Source organism: Hugenholtzia roseola DSM 9546, from assembly GCF_000422585.1.
Lineage (GTDB): Bacteria > Bacteroidota > Bacteroidia > Cytophagales > Bernardetiaceae > Hugenholtzia > Hugenholtzia roseola.
On sequence record NZ_KE383878.1, the window covers coordinates 177,083 to 203,017 of the forward strand.

The 25,935-nt window shown below is 43.0% G+C and carries 19 protein-coding genes; 7 read left to right on the top strand and 12 right to left on the bottom strand.

Features of this window, described 5'->3' with window-relative positions; all coding sequences use genetic code 11:
* The 5 genes from G500_RS25990 to G500_RS0109240 form a co-directional block, all read right to left on the bottom strand.
* Positions 1-634 (bottom strand): hypothetical protein (locus G500_RS25990; protein WP_035756883.1); only part of this gene is annotated, 634 nt, incomplete at its 3' end.
* Between the two features lie 226 nt (positions 635-860).
* On the bottom strand, positions 861-1,859 hold the full coding sequence (locus G500_RS0109225; protein ID WP_027002356.1) for a DNA adenine methylase: 999 nt from the start codon (positions 1,857-1,859) through the stop codon (positions 861-863).
* Between the two features lie 77 nt (positions 1,860-1,936).
* Positions 1,937-2,161 carry a CDGSH iron-sulfur domain-containing protein gene (locus tag G500_RS0109230; RefSeq protein WP_027002357.1) on the bottom strand — a complete coding sequence of 75 codons (225 nt, stop codon included), beginning with the start codon at positions 2,159-2,161 and terminating at the stop codon, positions 1,937-1,939.
* Positions 2,162-2,197: 36 nt separating this feature from the next.
* Positions 2,198-3,058, bottom strand: a complete 861-nt coding sequence (locus G500_RS0109235) for a hypothetical protein (RefSeq protein ID WP_154657096.1) — start codon at positions 3,056-3,058, stop codon at positions 2,198-2,200.
* Between the two features lie 98 nt (positions 3,059-3,156).
* Positions 3,157-7,104, bottom strand: coding sequence for a two-component regulator propeller domain-containing protein (locus G500_RS0109240; RefSeq protein WP_027002359.1), 3,948 nt, complete (start codon positions 7,102-7,104; stop codon positions 3,157-3,159).
* Positions 7,105-7,500: 396 nt separating this feature from the next.
* Here G500_RS0109240 and lpdA point away from each other — a divergent pair, with 396 nt between their 5' ends.
* Positions 7,501-8,901: a dihydrolipoyl dehydrogenase gene (gene lpdA, locus G500_RS0109245; protein WP_027002360.1), complete on the top strand. Its 1,401-nt coding sequence runs from the start codon at positions 7,501-7,503 to the stop codon at positions 8,899-8,901.
* A 330-nt stretch (positions 8,902-9,231) separates the two neighbouring features.
* On the opposite strand, the gene G500_RS0109255 is transcribed toward lpdA, so the two are convergent.
* On the bottom strand, positions 9,232-10,605 hold the full coding sequence (locus G500_RS0109255) for a flavin monoamine oxidase family protein (RefSeq protein WP_027002361.1): 1,374 nt from the start codon (positions 10,603-10,605) through the stop codon (positions 9,232-9,234).
* Between the two features lie 633 nt (positions 10,606-11,238).
* Between G500_RS0109255 and G500_RS0109270 the strand changes: the two genes are divergently transcribed.
* Together G500_RS0109270 and G500_RS23020 are read left to right on the top strand one after the other, a co-directional pair.
* Positions 11,239-12,336, top strand: coding sequence for a Glu/Leu/Phe/Val family dehydrogenase (locus G500_RS0109270; protein ID WP_027002363.1), 1,098 nt, complete (start codon positions 11,239-11,241; stop codon positions 12,334-12,336).
* 225 nt (positions 12,337-12,561) lie between these two features.
* Positions 12,562-13,281 carry a YceI family protein gene (locus G500_RS23020; protein WP_051203403.1) on the top strand — a complete coding sequence of 240 codons (720 nt, stop codon included), beginning with the start codon at positions 12,562-12,564 and terminating at the stop codon, positions 13,279-13,281.
* 179 nt (positions 13,282-13,460) lie between these two features.
* Here G500_RS23020 and G500_RS0109280 read toward each other — a convergent pair whose 3' ends face one another.
* Positions 13,461-14,879: a tetratricopeptide repeat protein gene (locus G500_RS0109280; RefSeq protein WP_027002364.1), complete on the bottom strand. Its 1,419-nt coding sequence runs from the start codon at positions 14,877-14,879 to the stop codon at positions 13,461-13,463.
* Between the two features lie 228 nt (positions 14,880-15,107).
* Here G500_RS0109280 and G500_RS25005 point away from each other — a divergent pair, with 228 nt between their 5' ends.
* The 3 genes from G500_RS25005 to G500_RS0109300 all read left to right on the top strand — a co-directional run bounded on the left by G500_RS25005 (position 15,108) and on the right by G500_RS0109300 (position 17,577).
* Complete coding sequence (locus G500_RS25005; RefSeq protein WP_154657097.1) at positions 15,108-16,022, top strand: UbiA prenyltransferase family protein; 915 nt, start codon at positions 15,108-15,110, stop codon at positions 16,020-16,022.
* 80 nt (positions 16,023-16,102) lie between these two features.
* A complete protein-coding gene (locus tag G500_RS0109295; protein ID WP_027002366.1) occupies positions 16,103-16,966 on the top strand; it encodes a tyrosine-type recombinase/integrase in 864 nt (287 codons plus the stop codon).
* The gene (locus G500_RS0109300; RefSeq protein WP_027002367.1) at positions 16,966-17,577 is read left to right on the top strand and encodes a fumarylacetoacetate hydrolase family protein; all 612 of its coding nucleotides are present in this window, start codon (positions 16,966-16,968) and stop codon (positions 17,575-17,577) included. Before G500_RS0109295 ends, G500_RS0109300 begins: the two co-directional genes overlap by 1 nt.
* 193 nt (positions 17,578-17,770) lie before the next feature.
* Here G500_RS0109300 and G500_RS0109310 read toward each other — a convergent pair whose 3' ends face one another.
* From G500_RS0109310 to G500_RS0109330, 5 genes are all read right to left on the bottom strand, one after another.
* Positions 17,771-19,987: a 7TM diverse intracellular signaling domain-containing protein gene (locus tag G500_RS0109310; protein WP_027002368.1), complete on the bottom strand. Its 2,217-nt coding sequence runs from the start codon at positions 19,985-19,987 to the stop codon at positions 17,771-17,773.
* Between the two features lie 41 nt (positions 19,988-20,028).
* Positions 20,029-20,700 carry a transmembrane-type terpene cyclase gene (locus G500_RS0109315; RefSeq protein WP_027002369.1) on the bottom strand — a complete coding sequence of 224 codons (672 nt, stop codon included), beginning with the start codon at positions 20,698-20,700 and terminating at the stop codon, positions 20,029-20,031.
* 35 nt (positions 20,701-20,735) lie between these two features.
* Positions 20,736-21,959, bottom strand: a complete 1,224-nt coding sequence (locus tag G500_RS23030; protein ID WP_051203405.1) for an oxygenase MpaB family protein — start codon at positions 21,957-21,959, stop codon at positions 20,736-20,738.
* 380 nt (positions 21,960-22,339) lie between these two features.
* Positions 22,340-23,104 carry a YdcF family protein gene (locus tag G500_RS0109325; RefSeq protein ID WP_027002370.1) on the bottom strand — a complete coding sequence of 255 codons (765 nt, stop codon included), beginning with the start codon at positions 23,102-23,104 and terminating at the stop codon, positions 22,340-22,342.
* A gap of 289 nt (positions 23,105-23,393) precedes the next feature.
* Positions 23,394-24,662, bottom strand: a complete 1,269-nt coding sequence (locus G500_RS0109330) for a nucleotide sugar dehydrogenase (protein ID WP_035756886.1) — start codon at positions 24,660-24,662, stop codon at positions 23,394-23,396.
* A gap of 138 nt (positions 24,663-24,800) precedes the next feature.
* On the opposite strand from G500_RS0109330, the gene gcvT reads away from it, so the two are divergent.
* Positions 24,801-25,904 carry a glycine cleavage system aminomethyltransferase GcvT gene (gene gcvT / locus G500_RS0109335; RefSeq protein WP_035757019.1) on the top strand — a complete coding sequence of 368 codons (1,104 nt, stop codon included), beginning with the start codon at positions 24,801-24,803 and terminating at the stop codon, positions 25,902-25,904.
* Positions 25,905-25,935 lie beyond the last annotated feature (31 nt).

The window sequence follows — 25,935 nt, forward strand, 5'->3', positions numbered from 1 at the left end:
TTTCACTTACATTTTCACCTATATTTTCACCTACATTTGTCGCAAAATCTTGACTTTCACTTTCAAAGAAGTTTTCACCCAAAACCGTTTCGCTTTCGGATAAAGGCGAAGTAGTGATAGCTATTTCATTTTTTTTTTCAGATGTAAGTTTTTCTTTTTTTTGGTCTAATTCTTCAAAAAAGTTGGAGGTCTGTGTTGTTGTTTCCTGCTCTGCCTCTGTTTCTTTTGGCAAAGACTCAAAGGGGTGCAGCGGCTTTTCCTCTGTCTTTGTTAGGATAATTTCGGCAAAATCTTTGTTTTTAGGCTCGGTATCAGCTAATTTTTCAAAAGCATTGACAGACTCGGCTTGTAAGTCGAGATGCTCCAAAACGGGAAAGTCTTGCTTCTTTGCCTCTTGCTTTTTTTTGAGAAACGGCTTAAAATCAGGATGTAATGTTTTTTTTAAAATCGCTCTATCTGCAATCTTGAGGGCAGCTTGGGCAATGCTCTTTTCGCTGCCCTCCGCCTTTGCTAAAAGCAAGGAAGCCGCCTGAAAGTAGGGAAATTTTTTAATAACTTTCTGTAAATCAAGTGCCTGCGCCGCCTTAGCTTTCGAAGGGTCTTCTATCAGTTGTAAAAAATCGGATTTGTTCATTTTGAGTGATGGTTTCTATTGTTTTTATGATATACAAGCTCAAAAACAAAACTTGTAGGAAAAAAAAGGAGTAGCTTCGGATAGGGTCATGCAAAATAGCATAAAAAAACCAAAAAAAGAAATTTGGGTATCAGGCTTTATTTTTTGTAGCGGTTAAAAGAATCGTGCCAATGAGCCAAGTGTTGAAAATATTTTGTCTTTGCAGGCTTTTCTATATTTTTTAAGCCTATTTTTTCTCTAAAATATGCAAATACTCAACTACCTTCGAACCACCAATCTTTCTATTTTCTGCCTTATCTGCCATAAAACGCGCATAGGTTTGGGTAGCCAAATCATAACGCCCATACTTTTCGAAAATAGCTCGCACCTCTGTATCAGCAATAATACCCTCGTTGTTATAGCTCAAAAAGATGTATTCGAAGTTTGCATTTTTTATCAATTCCTCCAAAGCCTGCTCCGCTTTCTGCTTTTGGCAGTATTTTGATTTGGTATAATTTGGTCGCAATCCCGTTTTTCCTTGTGGCGCAAACTCGTCGTATAAGGCAATGGTATTGAGGAGGTGGTAGTTGGTGCTATACTGCCTTGCATTGTAAGGAGGGTCTAAATAGAGAATATTTCCTTCTATATTTTTAATTAGAATATTGGCATCTTGATTAAAAACTTCATTTTTTTGGTCGTTGATTTCAAATTGCGCAGGCTGCAAGACCAAATTTTTTTGGGCAGTTTTTTTCAATTTTTTCAAATAAGCCGCATAAACAGAGGCAGTGTTGGCAACTTTATCTGCACTTTCCAAAAGAGAAGCTAACAAAAAAAAGTAAGTATCCTGACAAATTTCGTTTTCATTTTTCAGGCACTCTATTTTTTTTCTAATAGCATCTATTTTTTTTCCGTTGTAATGGCTAAAATATTGGCGTGAAGCCCTGCCCCCTTCTGCGTACTGGTGAAAAATAAAACCTTCGACCCCTTCTAAGGCATTGAGTTTGGAAAAAGGCGCGTTAGGCAAAGGTGTTCTATTTCCGATATAGTTCCTATTTAAAATATAAGCGTAATATTCTATATCATTTGAAATTATTTTTTTTACTCTATCTTGAAAAATTCGTCCTACCATGCCTGTCCCTGCAAACAAATCACAAAATATGGCACTTTCCAATTTCTGACCCACAACCTGCTGGATTGTCGTTCTTAGGAAATTTGCCAAGCTATATTTTGAGCCGATATAATTCATTTTGTATCAAATTTTAAACACTTAGGACAAGCTATTTTGTAGTTTGCCCTAAGTTTTTTGTTTTGTAAAAATTGCCTCTACACCTTTTTGGGAGGTAGGGCAAAGGCGACTGCCTCATGGTCGAAATGCCCACGATGTGCGCCGTCGCAAAAGGGTTTATTTTTGGAAAGCCCACATCTGCAAAGGGAAATGAGGGTGCGCCCCGCCAAATCGTAGGGATTGCCTTGCGCATCTACAATTTCAAAATCGCCCTCGATTTTGGCAGAGCCATTGTTATTGATTGTAATTTTAACTTTGTTCATGGTATTGCTTTTGAAGGAAAATAAAGTGGAGATAGACTAAGGTTTGAAAATTTCGTAAGTATTTTTTTTCTCTGCTTGCTGATAGATTTGGCGTTCCAAGTTTTGCTGTATTTCTACTTTTCGTTTATTAAGCAAAATACTTTCTATCTGGTTCTGCACAAAACTAAGCGGTGCTATGTCTTTTTTGCGTTTTACTTCCCATATTTTTACCCAATATTTGAAAGCCTCGTCTTCGGCTTCCAAAAAATAGCCCCTATTGAGAAGTTGCTCTTCGGAAAATGGAGATTGCGTCGTGATTTGAGTAAGCGGTAGCCACTTTTGCGCTTCCAAAAGGTGCTGTGTTGCAAAGGCGTAGGCATAGGTTTGAAGCTGCTCCCAATCGGCTTCTTTTTTGCTTTTGAGGAGCTGTGCTGCCTCATCTAATTGACTTTTAGGCAATTCTTTGGATAATTTCAAGAAAAAGCAGCGCGTAATAGGCTCTTTGAGTTCGAAGTTTGCTAAGTTTTCTTGATAATAAGTTTCTATTTCTTGCGCCGAAAAGACGGTATCTAATTTTTGCGATACAATTTTTTCTTTGTAGGCATGAACAAGCAACTGAAATTTGTACTCCTCTAATCGCTTTTGAATTTCCTCTGGCGAAAGCACTTCGCTATTTTCAGCCTCCAATAAAAGAAGTTGTTTTTTTATCCAACTATCTACATACCGCTGCACCATTGCTGCACTATCTTTGGGATTTGCATCTTCGGGTACTAAATTGCTTACCTCTTGTTCATACAAAAAGGTGTCGCCTACACGCGCTAAAGCCTTTTGTGCATCAGGGCTACTATTTTCTTGTTGGCAGGCGATAAAAAACCAAAAAAGCAACAACCAAATTGCTTTTCTTTTTATACTATCCATAAAACGGGAAAAGAAGGTGGTGGAAAGATAAAGTTAATATTTTTTTCAACCACAGGTTAAGGCGAAAAGAGATAATTTTGAAAGCAACCTAAATTTTGCTATAATTTAATGCCGATAAGAGTAACATCATCGCGCTGTTCTTCCTGCCCCATGTGGTCGATGAGTTCTTCTATTAAAAGTTCCCTTTGTACAAGTAGGCTTCGGTGTGCGTTGGCATCAATAAATTCTTTAAATCGCAATGTGCCAAATTTGGTGCGGCGTAGGTTGTGTTGGTCTACATAACCGTCGGTAGTGAGGTATAAGGTTGTGCCTGCTTCGAGGAAAAGTTCGCGCTGCTCGAAAGATTTTTCGTCTTTCTGCCTGCCGCCGATGGATTTTCTGCTGCCTTTGATTTCGATAAGTTTGTCGTCTTTGTAAATAAAAAGTGGGCGTTTTGCACCTGCAAAAACTACTTTTCTGCGTCCTTCGCGCCACTCTTCGTCAAAGACACAGAGGCAAACGTCCATGCCATCTGAATTTTGGTCGTCATCTTGATGGAGGGCATCTCGCACGTCTTTGTGTAGCTCTTCGAGAATTAGTGCAGGCTCGGTGACGCTTTTCAGGGTAATAATTTCGTGTAAAAGCGCGTTTCCAATCATAGACATAAAAGCACCCGGCACGCCATGCCCTGTGCAATCCACAGCGGCAACGAAGATTTTGTTGTGCGCTCGCAAGCACCAATAGAAGTCGCCCGAAACCATAGCCTGCGGCATAAAGAGGATAAAATGGTCGGCAAAATGGTGGGCAAAAATCTTTTCGTCGGGCAGGATAGCCTGCTGTATCGTTTCGCCGTATCGGATACTGCTCAAAATAGCTTGGTTCTTGCTCTTGATAATTTCGTTTGCCTCTGCAAGGCGTTGGAAATTAGACGCATTTTCTAAGGCGATAGAAATATAAGAGGCTAAAGTTCGCAAGATGGTTAAATCATTATGCGTATAAGCGTTAATTTTCTGACTTTGTACCGTAATTACGCCAATATTTTTGCCTTCGGCAGTGAGTGGCAAATAGATAATAGAATTGTACCTATCGCCAACTGTGGGCAGGGTCATGTTTTTGGCGTACTGCTGAATTTCCTTTTCTACGTCGTTGATAAAGACCTCTTTGCCCGTTTTGAAGCACCAAACAGAAAGAAGATTGTCTTCGCGCAGTTCGTCGTAACTATCGGGAATACGCTCACCCTTTTCCATAAATCCACGAAATTCGAGCCTGCGCCCTTCGTGATGATACATACCAATTCCAAAGGCGGAGGCATCTGTGAGCTGATTGACATAGCCATAAACGGTATTGATGACGGTGTCTAAATCGAGAATGGCGGTGATTTTCTGCCCAATTTCGCTCAAAATTCGAATGTTATCATAAGAACGCTCGATTTCACCTTTTTGTGCTTCTAATTTTAGGTTTTGATTGGCAATTTCGGTGGTACGCTCGGCAACCTGCTGTTCGAGCTTGCGCTTCTGGTTTTGAATAGAACGCACCCTATTGGCATAAATAGCGAAGGTAAGCCCGATAATACTCACGACAGAAAGCGAAATAAACCACCAAGTTTTCCAAAAAGGCGGCTTGATAATGACACGAATGGCAATACCTTGCTCATCACCAATGCCGTCGTTATTGACCGCGCGGACGCGAAAGACATAACTCCCTGCGGGCATATTGCTGTATTGTGCAAAACGGCGATTGCCTGCTTCTACCCAATCTTCATCAAAGCCTTCCATCTTGTAAAAATACTGGTTCTTTTCAGAAAGACGGTAATTAAGTGCCGCAAATTCGAAAGAAAAGACCCTATCCTCATGCGTCAAGATGATTTCTTCTGTTTGAGAGATATGTGCCAAAAGGGGCGTTTCCTGCTCCTCGCGCGATATTTCTACCGATTTATTGAAAATTTTGAAATCAGTGAACACAACAGGCGGCTTGTAAGGGTTCGGTACTATCTTTTCAGGATAAAAAGAATTGAAACCATTGATGCCGCCAAAAAACATTTCGCCGTCCTCTGCCAAATGATAAGAGCCTGAATTAAATTCGTTGCTCTGCAAACCATCTTTGACATTGAAAACGATAAAACGCGCCTGATTTGCCTCAGGATTTGCCAGATATTTCATAATGCCATTGTTGGTACTTATCCAAAGGTTATCGGATTTATCTACCAAAATCGCATAAATAGAATAGTTTGCTTGTTCATATTCTAAGCCTAAATGCTTTGCTTTTCCTGTTTTTCTATCAAAAAGATTCAAACCATTGGACGTTCCAAGCCAAAAATTACCCTTCGAGTCTTCTGCAAGCGCACGTACTTCCTCGTGGCTTACGGTGGTATCGTCGTTGGGGTCGTGTTTGTAATGGGTGAAGCTCAAAATCTTGCCTTCGCTATCTCTTTCGGTGCGTAAAATACCCGAATTTGTCCCTATCCAAAGTGTGCCTTCGCTATCTTCAAACAGCCCCCAAACGTGACGGGCAGGCAGGCTACTGGGGTCGTCGGGGTTGTGAATGTATTTTTCGAAGCGTACATTTTTAGGATTGGCGGCATCTTTTACAAGGCGCGTGAGTCCGTTGAAGCCCCCTATCCAAATATCGCCATTAGACACTTGGCGCATGAGCAAGAACTGATTGGTAGCCAAACTATTGGGGTTGTCCCTTTCTGGGCGAAAAACGGTAAAGGCAAGATTTTTACCATCTGCCGAAATGCTCTCCAAACGGTGCAGACCTGCGCCCATTGCACCAACCCAAAGCGTGCCGTCCCTATCTACTAAGGTAGTGGTTAGGTTGTTGCCTTGCAATTCATTGGGGCGGAGCTGCTCTATGTTAGCTTGGTATTGCCAGTATTGATTGTTTTTGGGGTCTATGCGCGTAAGACCGTTTTCGGTCGCTACCCAAATAAAACCATCTTGGTCTTTGCTCATGTGCCAAACCACAGGGGCATTGAGGCTTTGGGGGTTTTTATCTTGGTGGATATAGTGCTTGAACCTATCCATCTGCTCGTCGTGATACAAAACGCCCGAATTTTGGTTTCCTATCCACAAGATACCCGCCCTATCGATGTAGAGTTGATAGATAATCTGCCCTACATCATATTTGAGGTCTTGTATCACAAAGGTTTCCTTTTCAGTCTTTGGTACGCGCAAAATTGTGCCACCAGCCGCCACTACCATCAATTCGTTTTCTTTCCAATCTACAATCCGATTAAAACGAATATTTCTGCGGATATGATAGGGAAAAGTATGAGTTGCGGGGTCGTAATATTGCAATCCGTTGCCGCCTACCCAAATCTTGCCTTCCTTGTCTTTGTGCAAGCAAGTAACCGTGATGCTCGATACCGAAGTCGTGTCGCCTTCGATAGGTTTGAAAATTTCAAAGGCTTTATTTTGTAAGCCATATCGCGCCAAACCGCCGCCATTTGTGCCTATCCAAAGTTGGTCGCCGTCGGGCAGCAAACAGGTGATGTCGTTGGCAGGAAGGGAGGCAGGATTGTTTTCGTCGTGTAAAAAATTTTCGAAATGCTGCTTTTTTCTATCAAAACGGCTCAAACCCATACTCGTTCCTACCCAAACGTTGCCATTTTTATCTTCGGCTAAGGCACTAACTTCGGAGGCGATAAGGCTTTTGGGGTCGTTGGCATTTCGGAAAAAGGAGCGAAATTTTTGCGTTTTCCTATCAAAGACGGAAACGCCGCGCGTTGTGCCTATCCAAAGTAGCCCTTGCGAGTCTTCCAAAAGGGCAGAGATGTTGTTGTCGCAAATGGCAGTGGTATCGTCGCGCTTGCTTCTAAAAATGGTAATTTCGTAAGCGTTGTAACGGTTCAGACCGTCTTGCGTACCTACCCAAAGATAACCTTCCTTATCTTGTAGGATTACTTGTGAGGAATTTTGAGAAAGTCCGTTTTCTATAGAAATTTGTTCTACCTTCAAAAATTCCCTACGAATTTGTGCCTGCGCCACACTCGCTGCTTGTATAAGCAGGACAATCGCAAAAAGCAACGACCGATAAGAAAAGTGAGCAAAGCGTATTAGGGACATTTTTAGAAAAAAAAAGAATCTTAGAAAAGAGGCTTTTGAACCAAATGAGGCAGGAGTGGGCTTTTTACCGCCAAAGGAGCGCGAGACTTTTGTGTAGGTTGGCAAATTTCAGACTAAAATAGCGATTCTCTGCCGAACTGCAAGCAAAAAAACGAAAAACTTTTGAAATGCGAAAATTTTTTTTCGGTTAGATGAAATTTTTGTGAAGCCGTCCGCCTTATTTCCAAAGAAACTATCTTATTTTTACAGAAAAAAATAGGCTTTATTTGGGCTTTCAGGACAATCTATGCCCTTTTTATAGAGAAGACGGAGGCAGTAAATTTGGCATTTGCCACTAAATTGTTTAGCTTTATCTTTCGAAACAAACACGTACCTTTTATTCCCACTCGAAACCTCATGCAATACGACGTTATCGTTATCGGCTCAGGACCTGGCGGATATGTAGCGGCTATCCGCTGCGCCCAATTAGGCATGAAAACTGCCATCATAGAAAAGTACCCCAACTTGGGCGGCACTTGCCTCAATGTAGGCTGTATTCCTTCGAAGGCACTTTTAGACTCTTCCGAACACTACCACAATGCCCTGCATAGCTTCAAAACACATGGCATTGAGGTAAAAGAAACGGCAATCAATTTTACCCAAATGATAGACCGCAAGCGTGATGTAGTCAAACAGAACAATTCGGGTATCGCCTTTTTGATGAAAAAAAACAAAATAGAGGTGCATCAAGGCATCGGCTCTTTTGTAGATAAAAATACAGTAGAAATAACGGCAGAGGGCAAGAAAAGCCAAATTACGGGCAAAAATATCATCATCGCCACAGGCTCGAAGCCGTCTATTTTCCCCTTCTTTCCCTACGACAAGAAGCGTTTTATTACCTCTACCGAAGCCTTAGAACTTTCCGAAATTCCCAAGCACCTTATCGTGATTGGCGGCGGCGTGATTGGCATGGAGTTGGGTTCGGTCTATGCGCGTTTGGGCGCAAAGGTGTCTGTGGTAGAATTTATGGATAGAATCATTGCAGGCATGGATAGCAGCATGGGCAAAGAATTGGAGCGCGTAACGAAAAAGACGCTCGGCGCGAAATTCTACCTACAACACAAAGTAGAAAAGACCTATCAAGAAGGGGACGAAGTTGTCGTTATCGCAAAGGATAAAAAAGGCAATGAAGTAGAACTGCGCGGCGACTACTGCCTACTTTCGGTAGGAAGAAGCCCCTATACGGCAGGGCTGGGCTTAGAAAAAGTAGGGATTCAGGTAGATAAGCGCGGAGCTATCCCCGTAGATGACCATTTGCATACAGGAGTAGGCAATATCTACGCCATCGGTGATGTCGTGCGTGGTGCAATGTTGGCACACAAAGCCGAAGAAGAAGGCGTAATGGTAGCCGAACTTTTGGCAGGGCAGAAGCCTCATATCAACTACCTACTCATTCCCAACGTGGTTTATACTTGGCCCGAAGTGGCAGGCGTAGGCTACACCGAAGAACAGCTCAAAGAGCAGGGCAGAGCCTATAAGTTGGGAACATTCCCCTTTATGGCATTAGGTAGGGCGCGTGCCTCTATGGACACAGACGGCTTGGTGAAAGTATTGGCTGATAAAAATACAGACGAAATTTTGGGCGTACATATCATAGGAGCGCGAGCCGCCGATATGATAGCCGCCGCAGTAACGGCGATGGAATATCGCGCCTCTGCCGAAGATGTTTCGCGCATGAGCCATGCACACCCCACCTACATGGAAGCAGTGAAGGAAGCCTGTTTAGCCGCCACCGAAAACCGTCCGCTGCACATCTAAAAATTGGGTCAAGATGGTTTGTTGAAAATATTTTTAGCAACTTTTTTGTATCTAAAAACCCTAAGCATCTTCAAGGTTCTTAGGGTTTGTTTTTTAAAGCTATCTAAGCCTATATGGGTCTGAATGTTGTCGAATCTTTTTGTTTTTTTGAAGATGACCGAAAAAGCCTTGCGCCAGTAATGTTAAGTTCTATGAAAAGCCTTGTTTTATTACAGTTTTTTTCAAATTTAACACGAAATAAAATTTAGACTTAAACCCTAAGGGTCTTCAAGACCCTTAGGGTTTGGGGCATAGGACAAGGCAATGCCTTGCCCTGCTCCAAAGCAAACATCAAAGTCCGATAATTTTGTCGGCTTCTCTAATGCCACTCAAATACGCGCCATGGGCAGTGGAAAAATACTCCTTGTGTGTATGCTCGCCTGCAAAAAAGACGCGCTTCTGAATGTCCTGTGCCAAATCGTCAAAATGACGCATTTCCGTTTGTAGGGCGGTAAAGGAATAGCCCCCATAACTGTATGGATTGCTCTGCCAACGGGTGCGTGCAAAGCCTGTGGGTAGTGGAATGTCATTGCCATACATAACCCTTAGATGTGCCATAATCTCCTCCACAATTTGCGCATCAGAAAGCGATTCGGTCTGGCGTGCTGCCTGCGCATAGGCAAAGGTAAGAAGGGCAGGTTTGGGTGCGCCAAATTTATGCAAATTCACAAAATAGTTATACTTATCTACTTCATCAGGCGTGTAGGAAAGGTAGTCTTTGTTTTCCCAAAAGGCAGTTTCCCAAGTTAATAAAAATTTATTGACGCAGTTGTAGCCTACTTTTGCGATAGCCTCTTTTTTATTAGTGGGCAAAGCAGGCGAAAAGGCAATTTGGTCGCGCTTCAAAACGCCCAAAGGCAGGGTAACAACGGCATAATCCGCCTCAAAGGTCTGACCCGAAGCAGTTTGGGCTTGCACTTTATTGCCCTGATAATCAAGTGCCGTTAGGGTTTCCTGCAAACGAATGTCCTGCCCCTGTGCCAAATAATCGGTAAGGGCTTGATAGCCTTGTGGCAAAACAGCCTCTGCCCCTCCGTATTCTTCTCCTTCGTAATAATAGCGCGAGGAAAGTTGGTCTAAATCGCCTGTGTCAAAGGTAAGATAAGAAGATATAAAAAACTTCCAAAGCCTATCTTGGGCTTCGTTGGGATAGTTTTGATTGAAAACGGTCTGAAAACTTGTCCCTACTGCCCCTCGCTCGTGCAAGGTTTCGAGCATGCGCTCAAAATTGCGTTGCTTGCGCTGATAGTCGTTATCGGAATAGCGCGAACCATTGCTATCGACGCAGACATAGCTATCGTCGTCGGTGGTGCGCGTGGCTGCTCCTGCCAAATTTGCCAAGTTCGACATCGGATTGCCGCTAATGCCATGAATCCAACTTGCGCCTTCGTCAAAAGGAACACCTGTATCTAAGGAGGTACGAATCCTGCCGCCTACCCTATTTTGTGCTTCCAAGATTGTAACGGCAAAGCCTTTGCTTTTGAGCTTCTGCCCTGCTGCCAAACCTGCCATGCCTGCCCCTATCACCAAGACACTTTTTCCATTCGGAACAACGACCTCATCTTCGGGTTCGTCTTCGCCCGAACAAGCACTAAGCACAGTGGGCGTAAGCAAGACCAAGGGAAGTGCTTTGAGTGTTTTTTCTATAAAAAGACGACGTTTCATATTAGTTTTTGTAACAAAAAAAATAAAAGATAGAAAATAATAGCGTTAGCCTCAACTCATTTTTTCAAATTTAAGTTTTTTTTTGAAAAAAAAGGCTCTTTTGGCTCATAAATTTGCTACACACGCGAAAATTATCGGTACAAGACCTCAAAAAGGAGCATTTTTAGGAAAAAAGCGAAAAAAAAGAAGAAAATAGGGGCGCGGCGCGAAAAAAATTTATCTTTATCGGATAGGCTTTTCAAACGTGTTAATTTTTCTTAAACAAACAAAGAACAAATAATCTTCGCCTTGTGCTATCTTCTACCAACTTTTGTAAAAAAGGAGTCGCCTAAGAAAGTTGCCCTTTTTTGGAGCGTGTCGCTTTTTTGTGTTGTTTTTCTTAGAAAAAGCCCTAATTTTGCTATTAGCCTTATAGACAAAGTCTTAGCCTACTTCGGGCAACAAAGGAAGACAAAAATCGAGGCTTTCATTCGAGGCGAACGTTTGAGGCGAAAAATCCGCAGGGCAGCCGCCTCTCAAAAAAACAACTTCCTGCTTGCAGGAAAAAGGGCAGCAAGGCAGCCGCAAGGGTGTCTTGTTTATATCCGACCCACCACACATACACATTACACACTTTCTTAATAGAGGACTCTCATGGTTGAAACGACTACTTCTACCACGCATGCACCCTCGCTCTTCGAGCAAATCTCTACCATGGGGCATGAAAATGTCGTCTTTTGCTACGACGACGCAACAGGTTTGAAAGCTATTATCGGCGTGCATAACACCGTTTTAGGTCCCGCCTTGGGGGGGACGCGCATGTGGGTTTATGAAAATGAAGCTGATGCGGTACGCGACGCGCTACGCCTTTCGCGCGGCATGACGTTCAAGAATGCCATTGCGGGTCTGAATTTGGGAGGCGGCAAGGCGGTTATTATCGGCGATGCACGCACGCAAAAAAATGAAGCCCTTTTGCGCAGGTTTGGAAAGTTTGTGCAGAGCCTTAACGGAAAGTATATCACTGCCGAAGATGTAGGCATGAACGAGCGCGACATGGATTATATCGCGATGGAAACCCAACACGTTACGGGCTTGGCAGAGAGCAGAGGCGGCGCAGGCGACCCCTCTCCTTATACCGCCTTAGGCACGTATGTAGGCATGAAAGCTGCCGCCAAAGTCGCCTATGGCAATGACAGTTTGGCAGGCAAGAAAGTGGCGATTCAGGGTGCAGGCAACGTAGGCGAGCATATCATTGCGCATCTGGAAAAAGAAGGGGCTACCATTTTTGTAACCGACATCTACGCCGACCGCCTGCAAGCGATTGCCAAGAAGTACAAAGTAGAAATTGTTGGAAAGGAAGACATTTATGATTTAGATGTCGATATCTACGCGCCTTGTGCCTTAGGTGCTACCGTTAATGACCAAACCCTAAGCCGTTTGAAGTGCCAAATCATTGCGGGCTGTGCCAATAACCAACTACAAGACGAAAAACGACACGGCGACGCTTGTTTAGAAAAAGGCATTATCTACGTACCCGACTTCCTTATCAATGCAGGCGGAGTCATCAATGTCTATTCGGAATATGCCAAATTGCCAAACGAGTGGGTAGTCAATAAAACAGAAAGCCTCTACGACGCTTGTTTAGAAGTTTTGAAAACCTCTCTGACCAAAAAACAAAATGCGCAAGAAGTAGCGATTGCCATTGCACAAAAGCGCATCGATACCATTGCTAAAATCAAGACCGTAAGGTAACATTTGCCTTTCTTCCTAACAAAAGGAAGCAGGATTTGAACCAAAAACGAGCTAAAAGTAGGGTCAGGATATTCCAACCCTACTTTTTTTGCAGGTGTTGTATGGGGTGCGCTAAAATAATTGTACCTACAACTATTTGGAAGATTAAAACCTTTTGCCTACCTTTGCGATGGATTTTTGAAATTGCGTTTTTAGCTTTTTCTACACATTTAAACCCATTGTCTTATGATTTTCAAATCTGTTCGTTTAGCGATTGCCGCGTTTTTTTTAGCTGCTTTGGTAGTAGCCTGCAATAGTGCGCCTCAAAGCCAAGAGGCTGAAACCAAAGAAGAGGTAGTTGTCAATACAGAAGAGCAAAAAGCCACAGCCCAAGAATTTGCTATCGACCCACAGGTTAGCACCGTTACTTGGATTGGTACAAAACCCACAGGACAGCACGACGGTACTATTGGTATCAAAGAAGGCAAGATATATGTGGAAAACAATCAGGTTACAGGTGGAAAAATTGTGATTGATATGAACAGTATCGTAGTGAAAGACATCACTGACGAAAAATCAAACGCCGATTTGGTAGGACACCTCAAAGGCGCAGACTTCTTCAATGCCGAACAATATCCTACCGCAACTTTTGAGATTGCAAGTGTAGAGCCTATCTCTGGTGAAGTGAAGCTCGAAGGCGAACACAACACGCAAAACCCTACTCACAAAGTTACGGGCAACCTCACCATTTTGGATAAGACCAATAGCATTACTTTCTATGCCAACCTTTCTGCCGCCGCCGATGGTGCTTCGGGCAGTGCCAAATTCAACATCGACCGTACCAACTGGGGTATCGTCTATAAGTCGGAAGGCGACAAGAGCTTAGGCGACAAGTTTATCCACAACAAAATTAACTTAGGTTTTGAGTTCAAGACCCAAGCAAGTGCCACAGCAAACGCTCAATAATCGTTTTTGATGTATAGAGTGAAAAAGGTCTGTTTCCAATTTGGGAGCAGGCTTTTTTTTGTAGCCTTTTTTAGCCTCTTCCTGCCCCAATGAGAGCCAAAATAGAAAACCCTAAGAGCCTTGCAGACGCTTAGGGTTTGAATCTTGTAGGGTTTGAATCTTGTTTCGAAAAGTAGGCACTATTCGCCATTCATCAGCCGCAATTCATAGCTTGCCGCAATTTTGAACGGCTCTTCTTCTACGGCACTATACGCACGACGCGCCAAATTATCTTTCCCCATCATTTGATATGCCTTACCCAAAAGGAAAAGCATCTGACTCTGTTCTACCTTGTCGCGAAGGTAGGGAATGACGCGCTCGGCTGCCAAAATTGCCTCCTGATAGCGTTTGAGATGAAAAAGAGAAAGGGCTTTGAGATAAAGTAAGTTCTTGTGAGTAGCCGAAAAGGTAAGTCCATTTTCAGCCGCTTGAAGGGCAGCAGGATAATTTTCTTGCGCCAAATGGCAGTTGGCAATTTCTTCATACAAAAGTGCCGAGCGTTTGAGGTCTTTTTCAAATCGTGCCGCCTTTTCGTAAAGTTCGAGCGGCGCACTGATAGGACGATTTTGAGCCGCTATTTTTGCCAAAACCATATAAGCCGTAGCATTTTGGGCATCGATGCGAACCGTCTTTTCGGCAAAGGCACGCGCTTTTTCCCAATCCTGAATCAGGCAATAAGATTCGGCTAATTTTGCCAAATAAGGAGCCGAAAAGACCTCAATCTGTGTCTTGAAGTTGCCGTAATTAGCCTTATTCCACGCCTTAGAAGCCAGCTCATAGTCTTCCAAATGATAGTAGGCATAGCCTAATTGGTAGTAAAATTTCGCATTTTCGCTTTGGTGCAAAGTAGCAACTTTGCCCTCGATGGCTAAAATTGCCTCACGCGCCACTTCGTATTTTTTGAGCTGATTGGCAGTACGCGCCTCCAAATAGCGCACTTCGGGGTCAGAGCCAAAATCTACTTTCGCTTCTTGGGCTTTCTGAAAGGCGGTTTCCCATTTTTTTTCGCGTATGTAGTGATTGATAACAAAAGTTTTGTAAAAAAACTTTTTCTCTTGGTCTTTTTCATAGCGGGCTGCAATATCATACAGACGCGCCGCATTTTCGGTTTCGTTTTTTTCCAAATAGATGCGCCCCAAAAGCCCATAGGCAGGCGCGTAGGTAGCATTTGCCTTTACTGCCGTTTGAAGGGACTGAATCGCCGCTTCGGGGCGTTTGAGTTGGTATTCGCATTGCGCCTTGGCGTAGAGATAGTGCGGATTTTGTGGTTCGCGCTGCACAGCCTTGTCGTAGTCGGAAAGTGCTAAATCATAACGCGCTTGCTTGCGATGATTTTCCCCATTAACATACCAATCCAGACCCTCGTGTTGGGCATAAGAAGGCGCAAAGGGCAGCCCCATCAGGGTAAGCACAAAAAGAAAGCGCAATAAAACAGAAAAAGAAATAGGCGTTTTTTTGCCTAAAAAATGCGCAGGGGCGATAAGTGGAAAAGTAAAGTAGGCTTCACGCCTATCCTCAAATGAAGGCGCGGCAGCAGGGAGAGGTAGAGAATTTTTCATGGTCGTATCATTTTATCGTTATATTTCATCTTATTTTTTGAAAAGCGCGGCAAAATTCAAGAGATTGCGTTTTGATGTAAGGTTTTTATTCTATTTAACGAAAAAGATGCCAGAAAGTTGCTGTTTTTTCACTTCTCTACGCCACTTGTTCGCCTTTTCGTAACTTTGTAGGAAGCCTTTATGAAATAGTTGGGTATTTCCTTTTTGTTTATCATCTCTATTATCCTTTTGAAAGCACTCCTTATATTTTTCCAATCCTTTTTTCGAAATCTGCCCCCTAAGTGGGTGCAGGGCGCAAATAGGTTTGAAAAGGGTTTGCACCTGCTTTTGCGCAGCCAGATTTGGATAGCCGCAGGAGCGGTTTGGGCTACTTTTGCTACCTGCCTACAAACGGAAAAAAAAATCCATCTCTCGCTTCTGTGGGTAATTTTTTTTGCTACCCTCCTGACCTATAATCTTTTTATTTTTTGGTATGAAAAAAAGCAAGGTTTTCCATTTTTTATGTTACAAAAAGGCGAAAAGATGGGTAAAATCATCTTACTTTCAAGCACTTGCGCCCTTTCAGGGTTGGTCTTTTTGATGAGTGCCAATCAGCTTCTTTTCTTGATACATTTAGGATTTTTGTCTATTTTTTATACCTTACCCCTTCCACTTTCTTCGCGTTGGGCTATCCCGCCTTTGCGCAAAATTCCCTATCTCAAAATTTTTATCGTCGCCTATGTATGGGCAAGCTCTACGGTTATCTTCCCTACCCTTGAAGAAAATCTTTGGATAGACGACCCAATTATCTTGCAACTTTTTTTCCAACGCCTACTTTGGATTTTTGCCATTACCCTGCCCTTCGACCTACGTGATGCCGACTCCGACTCCCAACAATCGCTCCCCACTTTGGCACAGCACTTGGGAAAAAAGCGTGTAAGTTTTTTGGTGTTTTTTCTTTTCTCCTTCCTTATCCTTTGGGAAATACTCGCTCCTATCCAAATAAAATTTCGTGCGCCGCAGGTTATCAGTTTTGTTTTTATGCTACTTTTTTCTATTTTTGCACAACATACCCAATCGCAACGCATTGCCCATTATCACGTGCTTTTTTTAGATGGTATGATAAGCGGTTATGGCATTTTGATAAGCCTGACCCTTTTTTAAGTTGCGCTTTCCCCAAAAAAAATTTTGTCGCATTTCAAAAAAAGCGTATCTTGGCTTCTTCATTCTAAAACACCAACTTTATGGCAAGTCCTTCCGCTGCAACCGATTTTTTTCTTTTCTTCGAAGAACTGATGGACAAGAACCCCCATTTTCCAAACCGTTCCAGCACCTATTATCAACTCCAAAAGTATATGCAGGGGGCAAAAAAAGTGCCTTTTAAAACTATCAATACCAAGTGGGTCTTGGGCTTTCAAAAGCATTTGAGCCAATACGTCAGCCCCAATACGGCTTACAACTACTTCAAAGTGCTAAAAAGTGCCTTAGATGAAGCTCAAAAAGAGGGGCATATTTCCAGCAATCCCTGTCGCGAAATTCCAAAAGAAGCCCAACTGCAAACGGTAGAAGCCCCGCTACCTGATTTCCTAACTGCCGCCGAATTGGAAATATTGGGCAGCACAGAAATCAATTTCGAAAAAGATATTCGCCATATTTTTCTCTACGCCTGCTACACAGGTGCAAATTGGCGTGATGCCTTTTCCCTGACTTGGGACAAACTTATCAAAAAGAAGGGCGAATACTACCTGCCCGTAGAAGGTTTTGAGTCTGAACCTTATTTGCTGCCCTTTCCCGTACAGATGTTTTTGCGCAACAAAGCCGAATTGGGCGAAGAAAAGCCCCAAAGCAAGGTTTTTCACTTTCAAAAGGAAGCGCAAATTAGTGAGCGTAGCATCGAGCGCAGAGTCTTGCGAAAGCTAAAAGTTTGGTGTCATTTGTCTAATATTGATAAAAACTTGCACTTTCTAAGTGCCTCCTACACTTTTTTGCAGTGGGCGCACGAAAAAGGCTATGCTCCCCCCTACTACTTAGCCATTTTGGGTAGAAAAAATGGACAAATTGGCATCAATTTTATTGAAAAAGTATTACAACTAAAACCAAATCACTAATGAAAATAATTGCTATTGGCAGAAACTACGCCGACCATATCGCCGAACTTGCCAACGAAAGACCTGCTGCACCTGTTGTTTTTCTCAAACCCGATACGGCAGTTCTAAAAAATAACGCCCCTTTTTATCACCCTGATTTTTCAAATGATATTCACCACGAATTGGAAATTATCTTGCGAATTAGCCGTGAAGGAAAGTACATCGACAAAAAATTTGCGCCCAATTATTACGATAAAATCGGCTTGGGTATAGATTTTACGGCACGCGACCTGCAAAACCAACTCAAAGCCAAAGGCTTGCCTTGGGAAATTGCCAAAGGCTTTAATGGCTCTGCCCCTATTTCTGATTTTGTGCCAAAGGAACATTTCGCCAATCTCAAAGACCTCAACTTTTCGCTTTCCGTCAATGGGCAAATTAGACAACAAGGCAATAGCAAGCTCATGATTTGGGATTTTGATGAAATCATTGCTTATGTTTCTCAATTTTTTACCCTCAAAGTTGGCGATATTATCTTTACAGGCACGCCCGCAGGTGTGGCAGCCGTCAAGATAGGGGACAGATTAGAAGCCTTTTTAGAAACAGAAAAAATATTAGATTTTGAAGTAAAATAGAGATGCCTAACGACAATCCTCTCCTTTGGGCAACAATTTTACGCGCTATAAAAAACGCCACATTTTCAAATTTGACAGGAAATAAAACTTGGCAAAACACGCAAACCCTAAGCGTCTTGAAGACACTTAGGGTTTAAGCCTCGCTGCGGAGAGAACAGTGCCTTGTTTCTACATTTGCGCCTAACTTTTAGAATTACACTTCAAAACCGACGACTAAAATGTCATCTACTTGGCTCTCTTTGCCCTGCCATTTCCAAAAAGTGCTTTCAACTTTTTGCTTTTGGGTCTTGAAATCGTCGAGATGAATTTGGGTGAGCAGGTCGCGAAAGTTTTTTATCATAAACTTGCGATTTTGTTCGCCCCCAATTTGGTCGGCGTAGCCATCAGAGAAAAGGTAAAAACGTGTCGGCTCTTCAAAAGAAAGTGTGTGGGTGTGAAAGAAGCCCTTTTCGCGCTCGTGTCCGCCGATACTTTTCGAGTCGCCACGCAAGATGTGTAGTTCCTGCTTTTGAAAATAGAAAAGCGGACGTTTTGCACCTGAAAAGTGCAATTCTTTTTTATTTTTATCTAAAACAATCAAGGCACAGTCCATGCCGTCGTGATTCTGGGTGATGTCCTTATTGAGGAAAAGGCGCAGGGTTTGGTCTAATTTAGTCAGGATTTGGGCAGGGTCGTGATAGTTTCTTTCTATGATAATTTGATTTAATAAATTAGCACAAATCAGACTCATAAAAGCACCCGGTACGCCATGTCCTGTGCAGTCGGCAACGACAAAGACCTGCCTTTTCATACCTTGTACCCAAATTTCGGCAGCCCAATAAAAATCGCCACTCACGACATCGCGCGGCTGAAAGAAGATAAAATAATCTGAAAAACAACGCTGCAAAAGGTCGGTTTTGGGCAAATGCGCTTCTTGTATGCGCTGGGCATAGCTTATCGAAGCCTGAATGTCTTTATAGACTTCTTCTAAGAGGTGGTGCTGGTGTTCTAATTTTTCCGACGTAATTTGCAACTCCTCATTTTGCTGCTGGATTTCTTCGTTGCGCTCTACCAATTCGGCAGTGCGCTCGGCTACCTTTTGTTCTAATTCGCGGTTTTGCTTTTCTATCAAAGCCAAACGCTTGGTTTCTTCTTCTTTTAAAATGCGGGCTTGCTCGATTTGCTGTTTGGCAAGTTCTTTTTGCATGTGTGTAATTTTAGCACTGATGCTCAAAGAAAAAAGAGTCAGCTCGATAACCGAACCGATAAGATTGTTCTGCCACGATTCTAAGCCCAAAAATTGAAAGGGCAGCACCCCAAGTAATTGAAGCACCGCAATCACCATAAAGACCATGTAAAAAAAGTTCGCCCAAAAGAAATAATAAGCAGGTGCGTAGTCTTCTTTCTTCCAGACGCGAAACGCTAAATAAAGCGTATAGCCAAAAAGCCCAAAGACCAAAGGCGTTGCTAAGGCACGCGCTAAAACGCCGACCAGCCCATTTGAGAGCGGCGCGATAAATAATAAAACATTATAGACCGCCAAAACCACCATAATAACCTTGACGACTTTGGGAAAAAAGGTCTTGATGCGCAGGATATAAAACGAAAAAAGCACGTGAAAATTGATATGAAAAAAAGAGGTTATCATCAGATAGAGAGCCGTATTTGCGGCATTTTCTATCAAATCTACTCCCAGTCCAGAGGAAAAAAAGATAAAGGCATAGATAGAAGGCGCAATGAGCAAATAAAGCCTATAATGCACATCTCTTGTGATGAGGTAGAGAAAAAAGTTGTAGAGCAACATCACAAGTAAAGCCCCTGTGTAAAAACTCATGGCTAAATTGCGCGTGTCTTTTTGGGTCTGATAGTATGATTCAGATTGTATGTGAAAGTTCATCTGAATAGGACTCAAATCCAATTCGGTGCGTTCTAAGTAGGTTGCCTTTACAAAGACCTCCGTTTGTGCCTCTGCGTCCAACTCTAAAAGCGCGATAGAATAAGCCCCAAAAACGTTCTCTTTTTGGCTTTGTGGATAAGAAGTTCCCGTTTCAATACTTTTCCAAGTGCCGTCTTTTTGGAGAACATAAAACGTAAGGAAATCAAATTTTGTAGTTTGTATGACACACTTTTGGGGCTTTTTGTCTCGATTTTGAATCGTAAAATGCAGCCAATTTTGGGAAGCCCCCAAAGGCAATTTCTCCCATTGATAAGGAACGAAAAGTTCGGGCTTTTCTAAGTACATCTGCCGCACCTGCGCCACTTCAATCTTCTCCTCTGCATTTTGCCAAACGCGGATTTGTGCCTCGATGGGAGTGCGTGATAGATGTGCCTCAAACAGAATAGGCTGCGCCTGCATTTCGAGAAATGCAAGCACAAACAGAAAGCCGAGCCAAAGCAAAAAAGAAGCAAAACGTAGAGCAGAGAAACGCATTTTATTCAGCCTCGAAGGGTTAGATGGCAGAGGGTAAGGATTTACTTCTGGTTTTGAGCAAGAACAGACACGATTTTTTGGCGATTTGAAAGCAAAGCAATATAACACAAGTCTATCAAAAAAGTTGCGATACCAATAACCGTAACAAAAGGAAATTCGCCTGCCCCTACCCAAAAACTAATAACAATCAGCACAGTACCTATCATTTTGCACCAAGCAATACCCAAAGATAAGGCTTTTTCTTTTGGATTCGATAAAAAAAGCACAATAAACAAAATAGACATCATCAAATTGAGAATATAGCCTGTTGTGCCGCCAATGGGGTCGCCAAACTGAACGGTAAAAGTATAAATAAGTGCCGCCCACATCACCACAGCCAACGAAACCCAGAGCTTGAAATATTTTTTAAGGAAAAAATTGCTTATTTGCTTGTCGCCGTATTGCATCAGACGGTAAAAAAGCAAAACATCAAAGAAGAACCAAAGCCGCGCCCCCCAGACAAAAAGTTCGCCCAAGTCAGTAACTAAAACCCAACTCCAAACGAACTCCCAACCAATGTTGGCAGCCAAAGCCATAGCAGGAATACCTACATATTTGTATTTTTGCGCTTTATATTCTACCAAAACATAAACCACAAGCCAAAAAAGGGTATCTAAAATAAAAAAAGATTGCTGCAAAAGCGTGTAATCTTTCAAGTTTATCCAAGCCTCCATATTCGTAATTTGATGGTGAAAAGTTGATAAAGGGTTTAGTTTTTTTCTTTCTTTTGCAAAGCCAGACGGTAGCCCAAAATATCAGGAGTCGCCAGTTGGGTCTTCCAACTTTCTACCAGCGGCTTGGGCAGCCAATTTTCTTGCAAAGAAGGGGGAATATAAAAATTGATTTGCTTTTCATGATTGAAATGATTTATCATACCTTCTAAAAGGCGCGTATTGAAATGGCGTGCCAGAGCTGCAATGAGTCCATTTCTATCCATTGTCTTATCCACTTTTCCAAAAATAGCAATGGTGAGTTTTTGTAACAATTTTTCAGCATAATTTGGAAAGTCGGGGACGGCGATAATGTTAGCGAGTTCGTCGCCCATGAGGTAGCGCACCAACATTTGGGGGTAAAAATCAAAAAGCGTCGTTGGGGTGATGCTTTTTAAGAAATCTAAACAGGCTTTCCCTAACTCAATTCCTGCCTGCGTCTGTCGTTTTTGGTGGTCTAAAATGGCATACCCCAATTTCATGCCTGCCTCAAAATGAGTGGGTATCAGGTCAGGCTCTACGCCCATGACCGTCCCGATAAGTCGCCAAACGTGAAAATAGCCCTCTTTTTGTTCTTTCGAGAGGTCTATGCCAATCTGCCCCAAGCCCTCGATGGGATAGGCGGCAAAAGCCATGAGCGTACCCGCCATGTCTTCTTGATTGATGGGAATACCCAATTTTTCGTAGTCCCAATCGCCCCTTTGGTGCAGAAAGTAGCGAATGGAGGCATGCATGAGGCGCACCTTTTGTGCCGAGCGAATCCCCCTACCACTTGGCTCAATGCCTTTTTCGGCTAATACATCAATCACAAATTGTGAAGTTTCCATCAGGCGGCGCGTAAAGGGTTGTAAGTCGCCATGTTGTTCGTTCAAACGCCCTGTGGCATACAATACCTCTGCTCCATTGCCGCAAGTGTAGCTCGAAGGCAATGCCTTGCAGAGCAGCATCATCGAAATTTCGGGACCATAGGTAGCAAAAACTTGCTGCCCTATCGCTATCAAACGGGTATCAGCAAAGGCAGGAAGTTGGGCGGTTTGTAGGAAATAATCGCGCACATAGTCGGGCATTTCCTCCATCGGTAGCGACATATTTTCTACCATCTTCCTAAAAAGTTGATTGACGTGTTCTACCTCGCCACTTTCTATAATTTTGGCAACTACGGCATCAGCCAAAGGGTCGGCTTTGTGGCGGTATGATTCTAAAACTGCAATATCCCAAGTCATGCGAAAAGTGTTTGAAGCGTATTGAAATAGGGTTAGAAGATGATTTTGAGCCAAAAACGTATCAGACTAAAAATAAAAGCCTAAGAAAAGCATAATAAAGGTAGCACACAACTTTTTTTCTCTTTTTTTGTTGAAAAGCCCTTTTTTAAGGACAAACCCTTAGAAAGTATGACCACAAGCGCGGCACAAGCGCGAAGGTGTTGTTGTTACAACGCCAAGCCCAAATAAGGTTAGATTCTACCAAAAGCTACTTGTTTTCAAACTTAAAACAAAATAAAATTTGGCTTGTATCGTATCTCGGCTATGAAATCGCCCTTGCATTTCTGCCTACCTTCGGACAATGCCTTGTCGCTGCATTTTTTCTACCACTTCGCCACTTTTCAAATCTTTCCTGTCATTTTATAGACCAGATAGCCTGCCCATTCGTGTATGAGTTTGCCCCAATCGTACAAGTTTTTTTCGGAAGGAATGGGATTGTAGGCAAATTCCCTTTCTATGGAGTAAAAATCAGTGCTGAACGTATCAACGGCAATGTCTGCTTTTTCGAAACAGGCACGCGCCCTGCGCAAATGAAAGGCAGAGGTAATAAGCAAGGGCTTTTCCTTGATTTGGTAGGTAGTGAGCATTTTTTTGGCAAAAAGGGCGTTTTCATAGGTATTCTTCGACTTCCTTTCCAAAATAATATCGCCAATCGGCACGCCTGCCGCTATCAGCATTTGCTCTACGTCCTGCGTCTGTTTGCCGTCTGTCTGCCCGTTCCAACGGATATGAGGCGCACCACAGACCATAATTTTTTTGATTTTCCCTTTTCTATACAAAAGCAAGGCATGGAAAATCCTATCCGCACCCTTATCGAAATAAACGCGGTCGTAAGGCGATTTGAAAGGTTGTGTAACCCCTGTCAGGACAATGCCCACTTGATAGCTTCCGACTTCTTCCATCGGCGTTGGGGGAATTTCCCAAAGCAGCCACGCCTCATTGACAATAAACTTATTCGTAAAAATCAAAAAAAACACTATCATAAAGCGCAAAAGCCGCCGCTTCCAATGGCTATTTTTCATAAAAAGCAAAAAGAGCAACATCAGCAAGAGCCAAAAAGCAGGCGAAAGCAGAAAATCCAGCGTTTTAGAGAGCAGAAAAAACATAGTAGCAGCAGGCGTAGTGATGTTAAATTCTAAAAATCAAATACAAAGGTAGGGACAAGGCAGTGACTTGTCCGCAGTGAGATTGAAATAAAAAAAGGAATGAACCCCACCCTGCCCTCCCCCAAAGGGAGGGTTTCAAAACCAAATTTTATTTCGTTTCTAATTTGACAAGACTTTGACAAAACTTTGACAAAATAAGGCTTTCCACAGAACTTAACATTTTAACATTGCTTAACATTATTGGGGCGGGGCTGCAAAAGAAAAATGACAAGAAAAGAAGGAGGAAATCTTAAAGGCGTGCCGTAATGACCTCTTTGGCAAGTTTGGATTTGACATCATAAACTACCGACTTTGCATTGCAGAGTTTTTTTATTTCCAAATTTTCAAACTCACGATGCGCCACTGCCAAGACAAGTGCGTCGAAGGGTGCGGCTTGTTCTAATTTTTGGGTTGTCATCAAATCAATTCCGTACTCGTGCAGGACTTCTTCGGGGCTTGCCCATGGGTCGTGAATGGATACGGTCGTACCAAAATCCTGCAATTCGCGAATCACATCAATAACTTTGGAATTGCGGATGTCGGGGCAATTTTCTTTGAAGGTGATGCCTAAGACCAAGATATTTGCACCTTTTACGTGTATATCTTTTTGTATCAAAAGTTTGACGATTTTGGCGGCAATAAAGCTGCCCATATTGTCATTGATGCGCCTGCCTGCCAAGATAACTTCGGGGTGATAGCCCAAACTTTCCGCCTTGTGTGTGAGGTAGTAGGGGTCTACGCCGATACAATGCCCCCCTACCAGACCAGGGCGAAAGGGGAGAAAGTTCCACTTTGTGCCTGCCGCTTCCAGCACTTCGGTCGTATCGATGCCCATTCTATCAAAAATAAGAGCCAACTCATTGACAAAGGCAATGTTCAAATCTCTTTGTGCATTTTCGATAACCTTCGAAGCCTCTGCCACTTTGATAGAAGAAGCCAAATGCGTACCTGCCTCGATGATAGAGCCATAAAGGGCGTTGAGCTGCTGTGCCACATCGGGCGTGCTGCCACTGACCACTTTCTTGATTTTGGTAAGGGTATGCTGCTTATCGCCCGGATTGATGCGTTCAGGCGAATAGCCACAATAGAAATCGCGGTTATAGACCAAGCCGCTTTCCTTTTCTAAAAGGGGAACGCAATCTTCTTCGGTGCAGGTAGGATAGACCGTCGATTCATAGACGACGATGTCGCCTTTTTTCAAGACCTTTCCTATCATTTGCGAAGCACGTTTGAGCGGCGTAAGGTCGGGAATTTTGTAAGCGTCTATGGGCGTAGGGACGGTGATGATAAAAATGTTGGCTTGCCTTAAATCGTCCAACTGCGTTGTGTAGGATAAAAATTGGGCGGCGGCTAATTCCTGCGCTGTTGTTTCTAAGGTTTTATCGATGCCCTGTTGTAGTTCTTTGATGCGGCTTGGGTTGATGTCGAAGCCGATTGTAGGGTATTTCTGCCCAAAGGTAACGGCTAAGGGCAGCCCTACATAACCCAGACCGATAATAGCAAGAGTGGTTTGCTGCATACAGTTCAAATTGAAAGTAGTTGAGGAAAGCAAAAATACGCTTCTTTTTTAGAAAACGTGAAAAAAGGCGTTTTTTTCTCTCGATTGCGCTATCTTTGCAAAAAGGCTTTTTATACCCATATTCGTACCATTTCGACCATGAACACAGACACAAACACACTCCAAAAAGTAGCCTTGCACCATATCCATGAGCAGTTGGGCGCGAAACTTGTCCCCTTTGCAGGTTTTCAGATGCCTGTTTGGTATAGCTCTCAAAATGCCGAGCATCAGACGGTTCGCCAAAAAGTGGGCATCTTTGATGTTTCTCACATGGGCGAATTTTTGGTTTCGGGCGTAGGCGCGACCGATTTTTTACAATACGTAACCAGCAACGACGTAAGCAGCCTTTATGAGGGCAAGGTGCAATACTCCTGCCTACCCAACGGCAAAGGCGGTATCGTAGATGACCTCTTGGTTTATCGTTTGGGTCAGGAATCGTATCTTTTGGTAGTCAATGCCTCTAATATAGAAAAAGATTGGAATTGGCTTTTGAGCCACAAACCCGAAGGCGTAGAGATGCGCGATATTTCGGCACAAACTTCTCTTTTTGCCGTTCAGGGCAAATTAGCCACTGACGCTTTGCAGCCCCTTACGGAAGCAAATTTGGGCAGCATGAAATACTACCATTTCATCAAAACCACCTTTGCAGGCGTGCCAGACGTGCTTATTTCTACCACAGGCTACACAGGCGCAGGCGGCTATGAAGTCTATGTACCAAACGAAGCGGCAGAAAAAGTTTGGCAGGCGATAATGGAAAGTGGTGCGCCACAGGGAATTCAACCTATTGGCTTAGCAGCACGCGATACTCTGCGTTTAGAGATGGGCTTTTGCCTGTATGGAAACGACATCGACGATAGCACTTCACCCATAGAGGCGGGTTTGGGTTGGATAACCAAATTCAACAAAAACTTTATTGATGCCGACCTGCTCAAAAAGCAAAAAGAAGAAGGCACAAGCCGAAAATTGGTAGGCTTAGAAATCTTAGACAAAGGCATTGCACGCCAACACCATCAAATCTTTGATGCAGAAGGCAATCTTATTGGTGAGATAACTTCGGGAACGCAATCGCCTACCCTAAAAATTTCAATCGGCATGGCGTATCTAAATACACCTTTCCACAAAATAGGAAGCGAAGTCTTTGTAGAAGTGCGCGAAGGAAAACGAATCAAGGCAAAAGTCGTCAAGATGCCTTTTTTGGGCTAAAAATAAAAGACAATGCCCTCATTTTTTCCTT